Origin of the sequence: Microbacterium testaceum, assembly GCF_029761935.1 — a bacterium.
Taxonomy (GTDB): domain Bacteria; phylum Actinomycetota; class Actinomycetes; order Actinomycetales; family Microbacteriaceae; genus Microbacterium; species Microbacterium testaceum_A.
The window spans coordinates 1,216,812-1,233,810 of record NZ_CP121699.1 but is presented as its reverse complement, the minus strand read 5'-3'; the positions used below and the strand labels follow the sequence as shown (position 1 = coordinate 1,233,810).

The window sequence follows — 16,999 nt, the reverse complement described above, 5'->3', positions numbered from 1 at the left end:
CCGACCTCGAAGGAGCCCGCCATGACGGCCGCCGTCCGCGACGACCCCCTGCGCCGCTACCCCGACTACGACTTCACCCGCCCGGCCCAGCTCGGACGCGAGCATCGCCGCCGGCTCGAGGCGGCGTTCGAGGCGTTCGCGCGGCAGTGGGCGTCGCAGCTCACCGGCAAGGTGCGCATGCGCACCCACCTGACGCTCGAGGGCGTCGAGCTGATGTCGTACCAGGAGTACGCCGATACCCTCCCGTCGACGACCGCGATGGTCACCGGGGCGACCGCCGGACGCGAGGAGCCCGGTGTCGTGCAGTTCGATCTGGGCGTGGCGCTGACGTGGGTGGTGCAGATGCTCGGGGGCAGGAGCACCGCCCCGATCGAACCGCGCACGCTGACACCCATCGAGTCCGCGCTGATCCGCCAGCTGATGGACCGCACGTTCGAACTGCTGACCACGAGCCTGGGGATGCTGCTGCCGAGCCCCCTGACCTACGCGGGCCTGCACGACAACCCGCAGTACCTCCAGGTCATCTCGCCCGGCGAGGCGGTCATCGTCGCGCGGTTCGCGATGCGGATGGGCGAGGCGCGCTCGACCGCGACCGTGATGCTGCCGGCCGCCGTGGTCGTCGATCAGCTCGCCGAGAGCGAGCGCGACGCGGCCTCGGCCCATCGCGCGGGCGCGACCGTCGACCAGGTCCTCGGTGCTCCGCTCGAGGTGTCGCTGCGCATCGCACCGCGGGTCATCGCGGCGGGGGAGGTCCTGAACCTCGCCCCGGGCGACCTGCTGCGCTTCGCCCATCCCGAGACCAAACCCTTCGACCTCATCGTCGGCGACACCCCGATCGCGCGCGCCGTCCCCGGTGCCCAGGGCTCGCGACTCGCCTGCACGATCACCACCATCCTCGAGGAGACCACCCGATGAGCACCTTCCACGCCGCCGCCATGGCCGCCGCGATCGCGGCGAAGCTCCCCTTCGGCTTCCCCGTGCTGCCGACGCCGTCCACCGACCCGGGAGCGACCGGGCGGGCCGTCGTCGTCGCCTTCAGCGGCGCCCCGGGGGCCAGCATCGCCGTGCAGATCGCCGATCCCGCGGGCCTCGACGACGGGTCGAGCGGTGAAGAGCTGTCGGACCGCCTGCACCCCGCCTTCGAGGCCGCCGTGGCCGTGCTCGGAGCGGGCACCCTCGGCGAGGGGGAGGAGGTGGATGCCGCGAGCGTGTTCACCGAGGCCGGAGCTCAGGTGTTCGACCTCGTCCGCGAGGACGGCACCACCGTCGCCCGCGCGGCGATCCGCATCGACGACGCCCGCGCCGCCGCCTCGACGGCCGGCCCGGTTCGGCTCAGCCGGATCGCGGGGGTGGAGATGGAACTGGTGGTCGAGATCGGCCGCACCCGGCTCCCCGTGCGCGACGTGCTGAGCCTCGAGCCCGGCCACGTCGTCGAGCTGGACCGCGCCGCCGGGTCGCCGGCCGACATCACGCTGAACGGTCGTCTCATCGGGCACGGCACGGTCGTCGTCGCGGACGGAGATTTCGCGGTGCGCGTAGAGCGCATCATCGACCAGGCCGGGAACGACTGACCGTGGATGATCTGCTGCTCGCCGCGCGGACGGTCGTCTCGCTCGCCGCGGTGGTCGGGCTGCTGCTCTTCCTCGCGAAGCGGGTGCAGAAGGGGCAGGCGGCGGGTGACAGCCCTTTCTCGTCGCTGGTGCCGAAGGGTCTGGGGCGGCGCCTGCGCCCCCTCGCGGGCTTCGCGGCCCGCACCGGGGCGGCCACGCCGTCCCGGGTGCGGAGCGAGAAGATCACAGTGGTCGCGCGCACCGGGCTCGGGGGCCGCGCGCAGCTCGTCGTCGCCGAGTTCGGCGGCATCCGGTACGTGCTGGGCGTGAGCGAGAAGGGCATCGACGTCGTCGACACCCAGGAGGCGCCGATCGAGCTCGCCGAGGAGGACTCCGCCGAGCGCGGCGAGAACGTCCTGACGTTGACGGATGCCGGCACCCCGAGCGAGGGCGAGAGATCCGGGGCCCACGCGGCCTGAGCGGTTACCGCGCGGGGGCGCCGTCGCGATAGTCGGTGGCGAGCACGGATCGCTCGACCCCCTGGCTACGGATCGGCCTCGTCACCCACGCACGGAGTGCCGTCTTGCCCGTTCCCGCGTCGCGCCCCGCGCCCCGCCCCGCCGGGCGGCGTCGACAGTCCCGTCGCGGCCGCTGGGGGACCGGCATCCTGGGTCTGCTCGGCGTTCTCGCGGTGCTCGCCGTCGTCGACGTCGTCGCGGGAGGTGCGGCTCTCGCCGCCACGGGGGAGTCCGGAGGATCGGGCGGGGTCAGCATCAACGGCATCAATGCAACGCCGTCCGACAGCATCACGACGCTTCTGGGCATCACCGTGCTCAGCGTCGCCCCGGCCCTGCTGCTGATGATGACGAGCTTCACGAAGATCTTCGTGGTGCTCGCGCTGACGCGGAACGCGCTGTCGCTGCCCTCGATCCCCCCGAACCAGGTCCTGGCGGGACTCAGCCTCTTCTTGACGCTGTTCATCATGTGGCCCGTGCTGACCGAGATCAACCACCTCGCCGTCGCGCCCTTCACCGCGGGACAGATCGACTTCGGTCAGGCGTTCGACGCCGCGCAGGCCCCGCTTCGCACGTGGATGCTGCAGTTCACGCGCGAGGAGGACATCGCCCTGATGCATCGCGCCGCGCAGATGGCGAACCCCGACAGTCCCGAGGCGATCCCGCTGTACACCCTGATCCCGGCCTTCATGCTGAGCGAGCTGCGGGCGGCGTTCGTGATCGGGTTCATCGTGTTCATCCCGTTCCTCGTCATCGACCTCGTCGTCTCGAGCGCGTTGATGTCGATGGGCATGATGATGCTGCCGCCGGTCATGATCTCGCTGCCCTTCAAGATTCTGCTGTTCCTCCTGGTGGACGGGTGGGGTCTCGTCATCACCTCGCTCGTGCAGTCTTATCGGGGCGGCACGTGAATCCCGAAGCGGTCATGGACATCGGGGCGAGCGCCCTGATGCTCGCCGCAAAGCTCAGCGCGCCCCTGCTCATCACCGCCCTCGTGGTCGGTTTCGCCATCTCGCTGCTGCAGTCGATCACGCAGGTGCAGGAGATGACGATGTCGTTCGTGCCGAAGCTGCTCGCGGTGGGCATCGCGCTGATGGTGTGCGGCAACTGGATGATCGCCGAGACGGTCGCCTTCACGCACGAACTCTTCCAGCGTCTGCCGTCGTTGCTGAACGGCGGCGGATGAACATCCCCATCGACTTCACGTGGCTGGAGGCGACGGCTCTGGCCATCGTGCGCATCACGGCGTTCCTCGTGATCGCCCCGCCGTTCAGTCACGGCTCCATCCCGATGCGGGTGCGCGGCATGCTCGGAGTCGGGCTCGGCCTGGCGGTGTCGCCGGTAGTGGTCGCGGGGTACGAGCGGCTGGATGCGGGGGGCTTCCTCCTCGCGGCGGCGGGGCAGATCCTCGTCGGGGCGCTCCTGGGGTTCCTGGTCCTGGTGCTGTTCAGCGCCGTTCAGGGTGCCGGGTTCCTCGTCGACACGTTCGGCGGGTTCCAGCTCGCCCAGGCGTTCGATCCGGGGATGAACGTCAACGGCGCCCAGTTCACCCGCTTGTTCCAGATGACGGCGATCCTGCTGTTGTTCGCGTCCGACGCCTATCAGCTGGTCCTGGGCGGACTGTTCCGCTCGTTCGACGCGGTCTCGGTCGCGGGGACGGTGGACCTGTCGCGTCCCGCCGAGGTCCTGACGTCCGCGGTCGGGCAGATGCTTCTGAGCGCGGTGCAGATCGCCGGGCCCCTGCTGATCGTGCTCTTCCTCGCCGATGTCGGTCTCGGTCTCGTCTCTCGCGTGGCCCCCGCCTTGAACGCCTTCGCCCTCGGTTTCCCCATCAAGATCGCCCTCACCTTCGTTCTGGTGGGGTTCGTCTACGCCGCGCTGCCGGCGATCGTGTCCGCGATCGCCGATGACGCCGCCCGCCTGGTGATCGGGGTGACCCGATGAGCGGAACGGATGCCGGGGAGCGCACCGAGAAAGCGACTCCGGAACGGCTGAGGAAGGCGATCGCGAAGGGGCGGATCGGTCGCAGCCAGGATTTCACCGCGTGGGTCGGCATCGGCGCCGCCGCCGTCATGATGCCGGCGACGCTGTCATCGGCGTCGACCGTGCTCACCGAGCAGACGTTGCGGGTCGGGGCCGTGGCGAAGGACCCCACGGTGGGCGCGGCCGTCGAGGGACTCGGCTCGGCCATCGCCTCGGTGGGGCAGGTGCTCCTGCCGATGCTCATCGTCGTGCTCCTGGCCGTCATGGTCACCGCGATCGCCCAGGGCGGGATCCACCTGCGCGGCGTGCCCGTGCGGGTGGAGCAGTTCGACCTCGTCGCGGGCCTCAAGCGGACCGTGGGGGCCGCGGCGCTGTGGGAGGGCGTCAAGGCGCTCCTGAAGACGGCCGCGATCGGCGTGGCGCTGTGGAGCGTGGTCGCCGGTCTCGTGCCGGTCCTCATGGGCAGCGGGCGGCACCGCATCGCGTGGCTGCTCGAGGTGGCCGGCCAGGCCGTCGCGACGCTGCTGCAGGTCGCTGTCGTAGTGGGCCTGCTGCTCGCGGCGATCGACGTCTTCGTCGTGATCTCGCGCAACCGCAAGCACACCCGCATGACCAAACAGGAAGCGCGCGACGAGCACAAGAAGACCGAGGGCGATCCGCTCATCCGCTCGCAGCGCCGCGCCCGCCAGCTCGCGGTCAGCCGCAACCGCATGATCGCCGCGGTGGCCGACAGCGACGTCGTCCTCGTGAACCCCACCCACATCGCCGTCGCCCTGCGTTACGAACCGGGCACCTCGGCCCCCCGGGTCGTGGCCAAGGGGGCCGGCGTCATCGCTCAGAAGATCCGCGAGCGCGCCGAGGAGGCACAGGTCCCCATCGTGCGCGACATCCCCCTCGCCCGCGCGCTGCACGCGGGTGTCGAGCTCGGGCGCGAGATCCCCGAGGACCTGTACACCGCCGTCGCGCAGGTGCTGGCGTTCGTGCAGCACCTGCACAAGAGGGGCTCGCGCTCGGGGACGTTCGAGATGCCCCCGGCCGCCCTGACCGGGCGGGGACTGTGAGAGCCGAGAAGACCATGACACGAAAGAAGCGCACCGCATGATCGGTCAGTTGTTGTCGAAGGGCGCCGTCCCCGTCGGGGTGGTGGGCATCATCCTGCTGCTCATCGTCCCCATCCCCGTGGGGCTGCTCGACGTGCTCATCGTGACGAACATCGCCTTCGCGCTGCTCATCCTGCTCACGGCGATGTTCGTGAAGAAGCCCTTGGACTTCTCGGTCTTCCCGAGCCTGCTGCTGGTCGCGACGCTGTTCCGCCTCGGGTTGAACGTCGCCTCGACCCGCCTCGTGCTCAGCGAGGCGCACGCCGGTCAGGTAATCCAGGCGTTCGGGCAGATCACGATCAGCGGGTCGCTCGTGATCGGCTTCGTCATCTTCCTGATCCTCGCCGTGATCCAGTTCGTCGTCGTCACCAAGGGCGCCGAGCGCGTCGCCGAGGTGGGCGCGCGCTTCACCCTCGACGCCATGCCGGGCAAGCAGATGGCCATCGACGCCGACCTGAACGCCGGGCTCATCACCGACGAGCAGGCCCGGGCCCGCCGCGCGGAGGTCGCGTCCGAGGCCGACTTCTACGGCGCGATGGACGGTGCCAGCAAGTTCGTCAAGGGCGATGCGATCGCCGGCATCGTCATCCTCGTCATCAACTTCGTCGGCGGCATCATCATCGGCATGACCATGCACGGCATGGCGATCGACGAGGCTCTCGAGACCTACAGCATCCTCACCATCGGCGACGGACTGGTGACGCAGATCCCCGCGCTGCTGATGGCGGTGTCCACGGGCATGATCGTCACGCGCGAGAACGCCGAGGCCGAGCTCGGCCGGGCGGCCGGGCGACAGCTCATGCAGTCGCGCACCGCCCTGCTCATCACCGCGATGGCCGCGATCGGCATGGGGCTGATCCCCGGGATGCCGTTCCTCGCCTTCGCCGCGATCGGGGCGGGACTGCTCTTCGCCGCCTCGCGGGTGAAGGCGAACACCGACCGCGCGGCCGCCGACGCCGCCGATGCCGAGGCGCGGGTGGTCGCCGAGGCCGCCGCCACCGAGGGGTCCGACGACCTGATGGACACCATGAGGGTCCACGCGCTCGAGATCTCGCTCTCGCCCGACATCGTCGACCTCGCCGCGGGCGGGGCGGGGGACCTGCTCACCCGCGTGAAATCGCTCCGGCGCAAGGTCGCGCTGGAGCTCGGCACCCTCATGCCTCCGGTGCGCACGCGCGACAACATCGAGCTTCCGGCCGAGACCTACGCGATCCTCGTCGCGGGCGTCGAGGTCGGGCGGGGCATCGTCCCGCGCGGGCACGTGCTCGCGATCGGAACAGGGCTCGAGCATCTGCCGGGCTCCGCCGTGATCGACCCCGTCTTCGGTCTCGAGGGCAGGTGGGTGCCCACCGAGATATCGCACGCCGCCGACATGGCGGGGGCCACCGTCATCGACCGGGCCAGCGTCATCATCACGCACCTGTCCGACACCGTGCACGCCCAGGCCCACCGTCTGCTCTCGCTCGAGGACGTGCGCCAGCTCACGGATCACCTGAAGCAGACGCAGCCGAGCGTCGTGGACGAGCTGACGCCGGCCCTGCTTCCCCTCGCCCTCATCCAGCGCGTGCTCGCGAGCCTCCTCGCCGAGCGCGTCTCGATCAACGACCTCGGTCGCATCTACGAGGCGCTGGCTCTGCGGGCCAAATCGACGACCGAGGTCCCCGCCCTGGTCGAGGCGGCGCGCGCGGCACTCGGTCCGGCGATCTCCGCGCGGTTCGCCCACGACGGGCGCCTGCGCGTGGTGATGTTCGACACGCTCTGGGAACAGCAGATGCTCGAAGGACTCCGGCACGTCGAGGGGCGGTCGCAGATCGTGCTCACCGCCGATCAGACGATGCAGGTGATGGAGGGCGTCCGTCGGGCGGTCGCCGACGTCGATCCCGTGGGCGGCGAGCCGGTGCTCGTGTGCGCCCCCACCCTCCGGCAGGGGGTGCGCGCCCTGCTGGCGGGGCAGGTGGGCGCGATGCCGATCCTGTCGTACGACGAAGCCGCGGCCGGGGGGTTCGCCACCGACGTCGTGGGCGTGGTCCGTCCCGAACAGGTCGCGCTTCCCTCGTCCTGATCGCGGGGAACGCTCGTAACCGAGAAGAAAAGGTAGTCTGGCCCAGGACGGCGCCGACGGCGCACCAGCCACGGAAGGCGGCCACACGCACATGCTCGTACTCACACGACGCCCGGGTGAAAGCATCGTGATCGGCGACGATGTGACGGTGACGGTCCTCGGGGTGACCGCGACCGGGGTGCGCATCGGCATCGACGCTCCCCGCGACACCCGTATCCACCGCAGCGAGATCGTCGTGGCCGTCACGAACGAGAATCAGGATGCCGTCCAGGCGTCGCGATCCGCGGCCGCCGAGAGCGCCGTGCTCGACGCCCTGCGCGGGGGGACCCGCGCCTGATCCGCCGACGCAGGGGTTACCCGCGCGACGCCGTGTCGCGATAGTCGGTCCCGTGGTGGGCGCATCCGTCACACGACTCGACCCGAACGAGGTGACTCACGTGTCCGCTACCGACCTGAGCATGCATCTGCTGCGTCAGCGCGAGGTGCTCGAGCTCATGCTCTTCAAGCTCGAGGAGCTCGAGATGCTCCTGTCGACGGGGCGGACCCGGTGGGTGCACCACGCCACCGTGGAGGTCGATCGCGTGGCCAAGGCCCTCACATCGGCGACCATCGAGCGCGACGCGCTCTTCTTCGATGTCGCCGCCGAATGGGGAGCCCCCGAGGCGACGGCCCTGCGGGAGCTCATCGACGTCGCTCCCACCGACGCGTGGCGCGAAGTCCTGGGCTCGCATCACGAGGCCCTGTCCGCCCTCGCGGCCGAGATCGCGGAGAAGAAGGGCTCGGTCAACCAGCACCTGCGAACGGCCCTCCGAGTCACGCAGGAGACCATCGCCGGCCTCGGCGAGCCGACGGGGGAGTACGCCGCGAGCGGTTCCCGCGTCGCCGATGCCGGGTCCCGCCTGCTCGACGTGCGGGTGTAAGAGATGTCGACCTTCGCAGGACTCCAGGTGGCCGCGTCCGGCCTCGCCGCCGCTCGCGCCGGCATGACCGTGACCGGACAGAACATCGCGAACGAGACCACACCGGGCTACACCCGCCAGCGGCTCGAACAGACCTCCCTGACGGCGGCCGGCACGGCCGGCCTGTGGGCGACGGGCTTCTCCGTCGGCGGTGGGGTGTCGGTCCAGGGCATCGCGCGCCTCGGCGACGAGGTCCTCGACGCCCGCGTCCGGGATGCGCTGTCGGCATCCGGATTCTGGTCCGCGCGGGCCTCCGCGGCGCAGAAGGTCGAGGCATCGATGGCGGAGCCGACCATCGACGGTCTGGCGGCGAACCTGAACCGCTTCTGGTCGGGATGGTCCGACCTCGCGAACACCCCCAAGCCCGCGGCGGCGCAGGTGGTGCTGACCAACGCCCGCGTGCTCGTCGGGCAGATCGCCGCGGGGTACGACGCCGTGGTCGGGCAGTGGTCCGACCTGCGCGGTCAGGTGGATCGAGACGTCGACGTCGTGAACGTGACCGCGGGTCAGATCGCGACGCTCAACGGGCAGGTCCGCTCCGCCCTGCAGTCCGGACGCTCCGCCAACGAACTCGTGGACCAGCGCAACCTGCTCGCCCAGCAGCTGTCCACCATGATCGGTGCGACCGGGCGACTCGAGGACGACGGCACCCTCACCCTCCGGGTGGACGGCAACGCCCTGGTCAGCGCCGACACGAGCCGCACCATCGCCGTCGCGGGACCCCGCACGCTCGCGGACGGCGGGCGCATCAGCCTGGCGTGGGCGGACCGCCCCGATGTGCCTGTGGCGGTCACGGGTGGCTCCCTGGGCGGGGCGATCGGCGTGCTCGCGCCCGCATCCGACGGCGGCACCCTCGCGAGAGCGGCCGAGGCCTATAACGCGACGGCCGAGACGCTCGCGCGGGCGGTCAACGACCTGCACCGTGGGGGCCGGACCGCGACGGGAACCGCCGGGGGAGACTTCTTCGCGCTGTCCGCGACCGGCCCGGCCGCCCTCGGGCTGACGGTCCTCCCGACCTCCCTCGACCAGCTCGCCCTGGCGGCGCCCGACAGCGGAGCGCTCGACACCTCGATCGCGGACCGCATCGCCGGGTTGGCCACCTCCGCCACGGGCCCCAGCACGCAGTGGACGAGCTTCGTGACCTCTTTCGGCGTGACCGTCGCCGGCGACGTCCAGCGCGCCGACACCGCCGACCGCGGGGCGATCGCCGCCATCGCCGGGCAGCAGTCGCACGCTTCGGTCGACGGAGACGAAGAGACGATCACCCTCCTGACGTATCAGACGGCCTACCAGGCTGCGGCGCGTGTGCTCACCGCCGTCGACGAAGCCCTCGACACCCTCATCAACCGCGTCGGCCTCGTCGGCCGCTGACCCCGGAGACACCGTGATCGGACGCATCACCAGCAGCACCGTCAACCAGCAGGCGCTGCGCACGCTGCAGGCGGGGCTGGCCGACCGCGCGCGCCTGCAGGATCAGGCGACCTCGCAGCGGGCCCTCCGCGCGCCCAGCGACGACCCGACGGCCGCGGCCGCCATCCTCGGTGTGCACGGGGAGCAGGCTCGAGCGTCGCAGTTCTCCCGCAACATCAGCGACGCGCTCACGTGGGTGACCACGGCCGACACGGCTCTCGGTGCGAGCATCGACCTGCTCAACAGGGCGCGCGACCTCACGGCGCAGGGCGCCAACTCCGGGGCGCTCAGCCCCGCTGCGCGCGACTCGATCGCCGCGGAACTCGACAGTGTGAGCCGCGAGATCCTCTCGCACGCCAACACCACGGTGCTCGGTCGCACGGTGTTCGCCGGCACCGGCGACAGCGGCAGAGCCTTCGACCCCGCGACCTTCGCCTTCACCGGGGTCGCCGGATCGTCCGTCGAACGTCGTGTCTCCGACAACGAGAAGGTGCGCGTCGACGTCGACGGTGCGGACGCGTTCGGTGCCGGAGACGCCAGCGTCTTCGCGACGCTGCAGGGCATCGCCGCCGACCTGCGGGCGGGCGTCGACGTCGGGGCACGCCTGGCCGACGTCGACGCCCACCTGAAGCAGCTGGTGACGGCGCGCGGCGTCACCGGCGCACAGCAGGCGCAGATCGAGCGCGCCCAGGCCACCAACGCGAGCGTCAGTGTCGACCTCGAGACGCGCCGCGCCGCTGTCGAGAACGTCGACACCCTCGAGGTCTACATCAAGCTGCAGTCGGCCGAGCTCGTATACCAGTCCGCCCTGCAGGTCACCGCCAAGACGCTGCAGACCACCCTGTTGGAGTTCGTGAGATGACGGCCCATCCTCCCCTTGCGGGCATCGACGTCGACTTCGAGACGTCGCCCCCGGGCCTCGCCCCCCGGACGTCCTTCCGCCTCGAGCCCATCGACGGCGCCGACGGCCTGTACGCGCTCCGCTCCACGAGCGACGACCTGCGGCTCTTCGTGCTCGACCCCGCGCGCGGCGGCCTCGCCTACGATCCGCCGATCGCCTCGGCATCCCTCTCCGCCATCTCGGCATCCCCCGATGAGGTGCGGGTGTTCGTCGTGGCGAACCCGGCCGACGACGGCGTCTTCGTCAACCTGCGCGCCCCCATCCTCGTCAACGCCCGGACGGGGGCCGGCACCCAGGTCATCTTCGACGAGTCGGCGTACCCCCTCCGTGCGCGCCTGGGCGCGTGACCCGGCGCGCGAACACCACCTTCGTCACACGATGGTCCCGCGTCGAGGGACGGAGTAGTATCGACGCGAAAACGAGCAGAAACGACGATTCGTCCCCGCGACCCGAAACGCGGTGGCGTCGCCCGTCCGATGGCCGAGGCTTCATCGCCCCGGTCCGTCTGCCCCGGGGTCGTCTCCCGAAGGACGATTCCGGCGACGTGCGCGTCGCGACCGGCGAGGCAACCCCTCCGCCCATCGCGACGGCGACGCCTACGTTCGTACCGAGCACAGAGCAGGGGATGGTGAGCAATGCCCGTCATGAGAACCGATGAGCCCAAGGTGAGCAAGCGTGAGTTCATCCAGCGCGTATCCAAGCGCGCCGGATTGTCTCCGACGGTCACGCAGTTGGCCTACGAGGCGATCTTCGGAGAGATCCTCGATCTCGTGAACGCCGGAAACCGTGTCACGCTGACCGGCTTCGGCAAGTTCTACGCGCAGTCGCACAAGGGACACAACGTCGTGCTGAACATCCGCGACAACCCCGAGAGTCGCGGGCGCGTCGAGGACTACAGCGTTCTGAAGTTCTCGGCGACCCGTGAGGTCAACAAGAGGGTCGCCGCCCCTCGCGACCTCGGCGACTGACGACGCTCGGCCGCACCGATCAGCGGTCGAACGAGTAGCTGGCCTGCCCGATGAGGGTGAGGCTGATGCTCGTCGGCAGCTCGTCCGGGGTCTCGTCGTCCTCGTCCACAGCCTCGATCTTGTGGACGGGTACGGAGATGTTGCCGTCGTCCTCGAAGACGACGTCGCGAGGCGCGAACGAGAAGAACAACACCCGGTGGGTGCTGCGCAGCTCGATCGTCCGGCTCACGTCGCTGCGCTCGTGGAGGTTGAGCACCGATTCGTCCGTGAGGACCGAACCATCGAGATACGTCGCCTCGACGCGATATGTGCTCGGCTCGATCGCCTTGATGTTGAGGTCTTCGACGATGTCGGTGAACGTGGCGTCCGGATGATTCATCTCGAAGGCGATGGCGCGCAGGTGGTCGTAGGTCAGATTGACGCGACGTGAGAACAATGCGGCATTCTCGATCTCGGCGGCGGCGGCGAGCGGAGCCTGATCGAGGAGGTATTCGCGGACGTCGTCGGGGCTCGGGTAGTCGAATCGCATGTGGTAATGGAATCGACCGGGGCGGTTGACGATGTAGTGGCTGACGTCCTGCACGTCGTTGACGGTGAGGCAGTAGATCCGCTTGACCGACGACGTCCCGTCGAACAGCGTCAGGAACTGGTTCTGTCGATTCGGGCCGTCGAGCGGTCCGCGGCCCGACGAGAAGGTCTTCTCGAACTCGTCGAAGATGACGAGGCACTCGTCGAGGGTGTCGAGGAAGTCGACGATCCCCTCCGCGTCCTCGCTGACGAGGACGACCGGGATGCCGCTCTCGATAGCGCGCGCGGCCAGCATGCGCAGGAACATCGACTTTCCCTGACCCTTGTTGCCCGAGAGCATGACGCCGAGGTTGCGCTCGAAGCGCGAGTAGGTGCGGAAGATCTTGTCGACCTTCGCCTCGCGGCGGCCGTACACCTTCTCGGACCCGACGCCGAGGTCTTCGATGCGCAGGAGGCTGAACCCCTCCTTGATGCTGTACCGCACCCGATAGGTGCCCAGGGGGAGAGAGTCGTGAGCCTGGACGGCGGAGTCGTAGACCCGAACCTGTCCGCCGGTTTCGATGTAGGTGCTGCTCACTGCGTCGGGCTCCAGGGGGGAAAAGGGGCGTTCCGTGGGGGCGGTCGCTTTCTGAGATTTACATTAGCGTCTTCTCATCTTTGTGTGAGGATTGTCCGAATTTTGGCGCAAGCCGCGGCGCAGCCCCCGTCTTTCCGGGGCACTCGGGCTTGACCTACCGCATACCACGACGCATTCCCCGTCCGAAAGATGAGAAGTGGACAACGGCATTTCGCTATGGTCAGGAAAAAGCCGAGTGCCTCCCGACACTCCGACAGGCCGTGGGGGCCACATGTCAGAACCTTCCAAATCGGGTGCGACCGCGTTCCAGCTCACGCTTCGCACCACCGACACCGACGTCGAGCCCGAGGTCTGGTGTGCGACCATCCATTCCGCCCTCGCCGACGCGTCCGTCGACAAGCCCCGCCTGGCCGAAGCGATCGTGTACCGCGTGCACTACGCGAACCCGCGGTGGGTCGAGCAGCTGGGGGATGCCGAAGCCGACCTGACATCGATCGGATCGGCCTTCGCCGATCGCGAACTGATCTCCATGCTCGACGAGTCGTCTCTCTTCACCGACAACCTCTGCGTCATCGCCTCCGTCGACGTCCACGACGATGTGAACGCGACCGCCCTCAGCCATGAACTGGTGCGCAGCATCGCGCGGGTCTTCGACGGAGACACCATCGCGCTGTTGGGGACGCGACGGTGCGGTGCCGACGAATCGACCGACCCGTGGCTCGGCCGCGCGCACTGGGCGGCGATCGGCTTCGTGGACATTCCGGGAACGACCTCGATGATCCTCCCGGTGGGCTCGCGGTCGTAGCCGCCGCCCCTAGGGTGAAAGGCAGTCGACGAGAGGAGTCCGCCGTGACGGACGAACGCGAACGCCTGAGCTGGGATGACTTCGGGGCCGCCACGCGCGACATCTCGCGGGCGATCGTGGCCGACGGGTTCGAACCCGAGGTCGTCGTGGCGATCGCGCGCGGCGGTCTGCTCCCGGGGGGAGCGATCGCGTACGGGCTCGGCGCGAAGAACTGCGGCGCACTGAACGTGGAGTTCTACACCGGGGTGGGCACCGTGCTCGATGCCCCCGAGGTACTGCCGCCGGCGCTCGATCTGACCTACTTGTCGGGACGGCGTGTGCTGCTCGTCGACGACGTGGCCGACAGCGGCCGCACACTCGACCTCGCGGTGAAGCTGCTGAAGCGACACGACGCGGACGTCCGCTCCGCGGTGATCTACACCAAGCCGACGACGATCATCGCGCCCGACTACTCCTGGCGCGACACGTCGCTGTGGATCGAGTTCCCCTGGTCGCACCTCGGCTCTGTTCAGGAGGAAGACGCCGCGTGAGCGCGATGACCCTCCCCGAGCTCGCAGACGCGGGGCTCATCGACCGCTCGTGGGTCGAGGCGCTCACCCCGGTGGCCGACGACATCGCCGCGGTGGGGGAGCGCCTTCGGGCCGAGGGGAAGCCCTATCTTCCGGCCGGCGATCTCGTCCTCCGCGCGTTCCGTACGCCGCTCGACGAGGTCCGGGTGCTCATCGTCGGTCAGGATCCCTACCCGACCCCGGGCCACCCCATCGGTCTGTCGTTCGCCGTCGACCCGCACGTGCGGCCGCTCCCACGCAGCCTGACGAACATCTACCGCGAACTCTCCGACGACGTGGGTATCGCTCCAGCGCCGCACGGCGACCTCTCGGCGTGGGGCGCGCAGGGCGTCATGCTGCTCAACAGGGTGCTGACGGTGGCGCCCGGGGTCCCGGCATCCCACCGCGGATGGGGGTGGGAACGGGTGACCGAACACGCCATCCGCTGTCTCGTCGCGCGGGAGTCCCCGCTGGTGGCGGTGCTGTGGGGCAAGGACGCGCAGGGCCTCGCTCCGATCCTCGGCGACACCGCGGTCGTCGCCTCGCCGCACCCCTCGCCCCTGTCGGCGAGCCGGGGGTTCTTCGGCTCGAAGCCGTTCTCGCGCGTGAACGCGCTGCTCGAGGAGCAGGGCGCCGACCCCGTCGACTGGCGGATCCCCGCCTGAATCGCCTGCGGGCGGGTGCCGCCGCCCGTCGATCGCGCGCGTCATACGCGCGAAACCGCGACGCCCGTAGAGTGGCGGAGTGCTGGAAGAGGAGTACGAGAAGAGCCGTCGGCGGCTGCCCGCCCACCTGCGCCCGACGCCGAAGCCGGAGCAGCCCTTCGCCTTCGAGATCCGCCCGGCGACCGAGGCCGACATCCCCGACATCCGCGAGATCTACAACTACTACGTGCGCAACTCGGTCGTGACCTTCGACGAGAAGGCCTGGTCGCTCGCGAAGTGGCGTGACAAATTCGCGACCCTCCACAAGCTGGGGCTGCCCTTCCTCGTCGCCCAGTCGCCCAGCGGTCAGATCCTCGGATACGCCCTCGTGCAGCCGTGGCAGTCGAAATCGGCGTACCGCTACACGGTCGAGAACTCGATCTACCTGGGCCAGGCGGCCGCGGGCAAGGGCCTCGGACGCGCTCTGCTCGAAGCTCTCGTCGCCGCGTGCCAGGACCTGGGCATCCGCGAGATGGTCGCCGCGATCAGCGACAAGGGCGCCGACGCCTCGATCGCCCTGCACGAGAAGCTCGGCTTCACCGAGGTCGGCCGCATGGGGCGCGTCGGCTTCAAATTCGGACGCTGGCTGGGCGTCGTGTACCTGCAGAAGAGCATCCCGTCGAAGAAGAAGCCCCGACGGCGGCTGTTCGGCTGATTCCGCGCGGGTGCGGGGTGCGGTCGGGGCTTTCGGATCGCCGATAAACGCTCCGAGTGACGAGAAACGCTGTCTCACAGCGTTTATGACCACGGAAAGCGTTTATGCCGAAGGGTGAGCAGCCGAACGGATGCCGCCGGCGCGGGGCCTGAGCCCGCCCTGGGGCCGAGCCCGCCCTGGGGCCTGAGCCCGCCCCGGGGCCCGAGCTCGCGTGGGGCGCGAGTCCGCGCGACGCCTAACGAGGGACGGGGCGCGAGGGAGCGGCCTGCCGCACCTCGTCGACCAGGGTGCGCCAGGGTCCCTCCACCTGTCCGTCGTCGAGGCGCGCCTGATGGACGGCGGTGTCGCCGTGGTGCACCTCGATACGCCACTGGTAGCGGTCGGCGCCCCGGGACGCGGCGGGAGCTTCGTCCCAGGGGCAGCTTTCGACCAGCTGCTGCCAGCGGGGGAGTCCGTCGGGGTCGGGCTCGGCCCGCCACTGCTTCGACAGGCCCGCGAGACCACCGGAGCGCACGACGATGACGACGAAGCGTCCGGCGCTCTCGGTGTCGTTCTCGGTGTCAGGCTGCGGCATCCTCCTCGACGCCGACCCCGGCCCACGCGGCGCGGACGGCGGCGACCTCCTCCGACTTCTCACCGTACTCGCTGGCCGCGGCCGACAGGGTGGCGGTCGCGAACGCCGAGAAGTCCGCCGTGGGCGACAGCGTTCCGGCGGTGATCGTCCGGTACCAGATGAGACCGGCACGCTCCCACGCGAACCCGCCGAGCGCAGTGGCGGCGAGGTAGAAGGCCTTGTTCGGGATGCCGGAGTTGATGTGCACCCCGCCGTTGTCGTCGGTCGTCTCGACGTAGTCGCGCATGTGACCCGGCTGCGGGTCCTTGCCGAGCACGTCGTCGTCGTAGGCGGTGCCCGGTGCCTTCATCGAGCGCAGGGCCTCGCCCTGGACCGCGGCGGCGAAGATGCCCTCGCCGATGAGCCACGAGGCCTCATCGGCGGTCTGACCCCGGTGGTGCTGCTCGGCGAGGGTGCCGAACACGTCGGACAGCGACTCGTTCAGCGCGCCCGACTGCCCCTGGTACTCGAGGCCGCCGGAGGCCTCGGTGACGCCGTGCCCCAGTTCGTGCGCGATGACGCTGAGCGATCGGGTGAAGCCGACGAAGACCTCGCCGTCGCCGTCGCCGAAGACCATGCGCTCGCCGTTCCAGAACGCGTTGTCGTAGTCGTCGCCGAAGTGCACGGTGGCCAGCAGCGATCCGCCGGCGGCGTCGATGCCGTCGCGGGCGAAGGCGTCCCAGAAGAAGTCGTAGGTCTCGCCGAGACCGTCGTAGGCCTCGTCGACCGCGGTGTCGCCCGACGGGCCGTCGTCTTCGCTGCGCACGCGACGACCCGGCAGGTTCTCGGTGTTCGCCGCGTCGGAGATGATGCGATCGGGCGCCGGCCCGGTCTCGGCCACGAGGGTGTCGCCCTCGATCGACAGTCGCAGGCGGGATCGTGTCGGACGCGTCGGCCGCGGCACGGCGAGGGTCTTGCGCGCCGCTTCGGCGGCCCGGGCCATGCGCGGGTCATCGGTGGAGGCGAGTCGGTCGAGCAGGAACGGGGGGACGATACCGGGGGTCATGCGCCGAGGGTAGCGCCGACCTCCGACATCGCGGGATCCCTTGATCGGCGCGTGGGGGAGCAGTTCGAAGAGCCGGGCGGGCTGCACCCGCACCAGAACAAGAGATGCTCCGAGA

General features: G+C 69.9%; 21 protein-coding genes. 18 read left to right on the top strand and 3 right to left on the bottom strand.

The genetic code is table 11. The annotated features are described in order from the left end of the window. Nucleotides 1-21: 21 nt before the first annotated feature. The 14 genes from QBE02_RS06125 to QBE02_RS06060 all read left to right on the top strand — a co-directional run bounded on the left by QBE02_RS06125 (nucleotide 22) and on the right by QBE02_RS06060 (nucleotide 11,448). Complete coding sequence (locus QBE02_RS06125; RefSeq protein ID WP_144782206.1) at nucleotides 22-915, top strand: flagellar motor switch protein FliM; 894 nt, start codon at nucleotides 22-24, stop codon at nucleotides 913-915. Beyond that, the gene (locus QBE02_RS06120; protein WP_279367533.1) at nucleotides 912-1,571 is read left to right on the top strand and encodes a FliM/FliN family flagellar motor switch protein; all 660 of its coding nucleotides are present in this window, start codon (nucleotides 912-914) and stop codon (nucleotides 1,569-1,571) included. The genes QBE02_RS06125 and QBE02_RS06120 overlap by 4 nt, the downstream gene beginning before the upstream one ends. Nucleotides 1,572-1,573: 2 nt before the next feature. After that, nucleotides 1,574-2,029, top strand: a complete 456-nt coding sequence (locus QBE02_RS06115; protein ID WP_279367532.1) for a flagellar biosynthetic protein FliO — start codon at nucleotides 1,574-1,576, stop codon at nucleotides 2,027-2,029. A gap of 185 nt (nucleotides 2,030-2,214) precedes the next feature. Beyond that, nucleotides 2,215-2,976: a flagellar type III secretion system pore protein FliP gene (gene fliP, locus QBE02_RS06110; RefSeq protein ID WP_268104890.1), complete on the top strand. Its 762-nt coding sequence runs from the start codon at nucleotides 2,215-2,217 to the stop codon at nucleotides 2,974-2,976. Further along, nucleotides 2,973-3,251, top strand: a complete 279-nt coding sequence (gene fliQ / locus QBE02_RS06105) for a flagellar biosynthesis protein FliQ (RefSeq protein ID WP_056227004.1) — start codon at nucleotides 2,973-2,975, stop codon at nucleotides 3,249-3,251. The genes fliP and fliQ overlap by 4 nt, the downstream gene beginning before the upstream one ends. Further along, nucleotides 3,248-4,009 (top strand): flagellar biosynthetic protein FliR, encoded by a 762-nt coding sequence (locus QBE02_RS06100; protein WP_056227006.1) that lies wholly within the window; start codon nucleotides 3,248-3,250, stop codon nucleotides 4,007-4,009. The genes fliQ and QBE02_RS06100 overlap by 4 nt, the downstream gene beginning before the upstream one ends. Continuing rightward, nucleotides 4,006-5,109, top strand: coding sequence for an EscU/YscU/HrcU family type III secretion system export apparatus switch protein (locus tag QBE02_RS06095; protein ID WP_279367531.1), 1,104 nt, complete (start codon nucleotides 4,006-4,008; stop codon nucleotides 5,107-5,109). Before QBE02_RS06100 ends, QBE02_RS06095 begins: the two co-directional genes overlap by 4 nt. Before the next feature lie 37 nt (nucleotides 5,110-5,146). Further along, nucleotides 5,147-7,210: a flagellar biosynthesis protein FlhA gene (locus tag QBE02_RS06090; RefSeq protein ID WP_279367530.1), complete on the top strand. Its 2,064-nt coding sequence runs from the start codon at nucleotides 5,147-5,149 to the stop codon at nucleotides 7,208-7,210. 91 nt (nucleotides 7,211-7,301) lie between these two features. After that, the gene (gene csrA, locus QBE02_RS06085; RefSeq protein ID WP_056227013.1) at nucleotides 7,302-7,547 is read left to right on the top strand and encodes a carbon storage regulator CsrA; all 246 of its coding nucleotides are present in this window, start codon (nucleotides 7,302-7,304) and stop codon (nucleotides 7,545-7,547) included. Nucleotides 7,548-7,647: 100 nt separating this feature from the next. Next, on the top strand, nucleotides 7,648-8,130 hold the full coding sequence (flgN, locus tag QBE02_RS06080) for a flagellar export chaperone FlgN (RefSeq protein ID WP_074694398.1): 483 nt from the start codon (nucleotides 7,648-7,650) through the stop codon (nucleotides 8,128-8,130). A 3-nt stretch (nucleotides 8,131-8,133) separates the two neighbouring features. Then, nucleotides 8,134-9,540 (top strand): flagellar hook-associated protein FlgK, encoded by a 1,407-nt coding sequence (flgK, locus tag QBE02_RS06075; protein ID WP_279367529.1) that lies wholly within the window; start codon nucleotides 8,134-8,136, stop codon nucleotides 9,538-9,540. A gap of 13 nt (nucleotides 9,541-9,553) precedes the next feature. Further along, on the top strand, nucleotides 9,554-10,441 hold the full coding sequence (gene flgL / locus QBE02_RS06070; RefSeq protein ID WP_279367528.1) for a flagellar hook-associated protein FlgL: 888 nt from the start codon (nucleotides 9,554-9,556) through the stop codon (nucleotides 10,439-10,441). Next, a complete protein-coding gene (gene fliW / locus QBE02_RS06065; protein ID WP_279367527.1) occupies nucleotides 10,438-10,827 on the top strand; it encodes a flagellar assembly protein FliW in 390 nt (129 codons plus the stop codon). The genes flgL and fliW overlap by 4 nt, the downstream gene beginning before the upstream one ends. 318 nt (nucleotides 10,828-11,145) lie before the next feature. Further along, nucleotides 11,146-11,448, top strand: a complete 303-nt coding sequence (locus tag QBE02_RS06060; protein WP_218128153.1) for an HU family DNA-binding protein — start codon at nucleotides 11,146-11,148, stop codon at nucleotides 11,446-11,448. A gap of 19 nt (nucleotides 11,449-11,467) precedes the next feature. Here the strand turns inward: QBE02_RS06060 and QBE02_RS06055 are convergent, their stop codons facing one another. Further along, a complete protein-coding gene (locus QBE02_RS06055) occupies nucleotides 11,468-12,553 on the bottom strand; it encodes an AAA family ATPase (RefSeq protein ID WP_279367526.1) in 1,086 nt (361 codons plus the stop codon). A 271-nt stretch (nucleotides 12,554-12,824) separates the two neighbouring features. On the opposite strand from QBE02_RS06055, the gene QBE02_RS06050 reads away from it, so the two are divergent. From QBE02_RS06050 to QBE02_RS06035, 4 genes are all read left to right on the top strand, one after another. Further along, nucleotides 12,825-13,358, top strand: coding sequence for a hypothetical protein (locus QBE02_RS06050; protein WP_279367525.1), 534 nt, complete (start codon nucleotides 12,825-12,827; stop codon nucleotides 13,356-13,358). Nucleotides 13,359-13,402: 44 nt separating this feature from the next. Next, nucleotides 13,403-13,888, top strand: coding sequence for a phosphoribosyltransferase (locus QBE02_RS06045; protein WP_056227030.1), 486 nt, complete (start codon nucleotides 13,403-13,405; stop codon nucleotides 13,886-13,888). Nucleotides 13,889-13,893: 5 nt separating this feature from the next. Continuing rightward, a complete protein-coding gene (locus tag QBE02_RS06040; RefSeq protein ID WP_279367861.1) occupies nucleotides 13,894-14,571 on the top strand; it encodes a uracil-DNA glycosylase in 678 nt (225 codons plus the stop codon). Nucleotides 14,572-14,650: 79 nt separating this feature from the next. Next, nucleotides 14,651-15,265, top strand: coding sequence for a GNAT family N-acetyltransferase (locus QBE02_RS06035; protein WP_268103547.1), 615 nt, complete (start codon nucleotides 14,651-14,653; stop codon nucleotides 15,263-15,265). Between the two features lie 235 nt (nucleotides 15,266-15,500). On the opposite strand, the gene QBE02_RS06030 is transcribed toward QBE02_RS06035, so the two are convergent. Both QBE02_RS06030 and QBE02_RS06025 read right to left on the bottom strand, forming a co-directional pair. Next, entirely contained in the window at nucleotides 15,501-15,839 is a 339-nt protein-coding gene (locus QBE02_RS06030; protein ID WP_279367524.1) for a protealysin inhibitor emfourin, read from the bottom strand. Further along, a complete protein-coding gene (locus tag QBE02_RS06025; RefSeq protein WP_279367523.1) occupies nucleotides 15,826-16,884 on the bottom strand; it encodes a M4 family metallopeptidase in 1,059 nt (352 codons plus the stop codon). Before QBE02_RS06025 ends, QBE02_RS06030 begins: the two co-directional genes overlap by 14 nt. Nucleotides 16,885-16,999 lie beyond the last annotated feature (115 nt).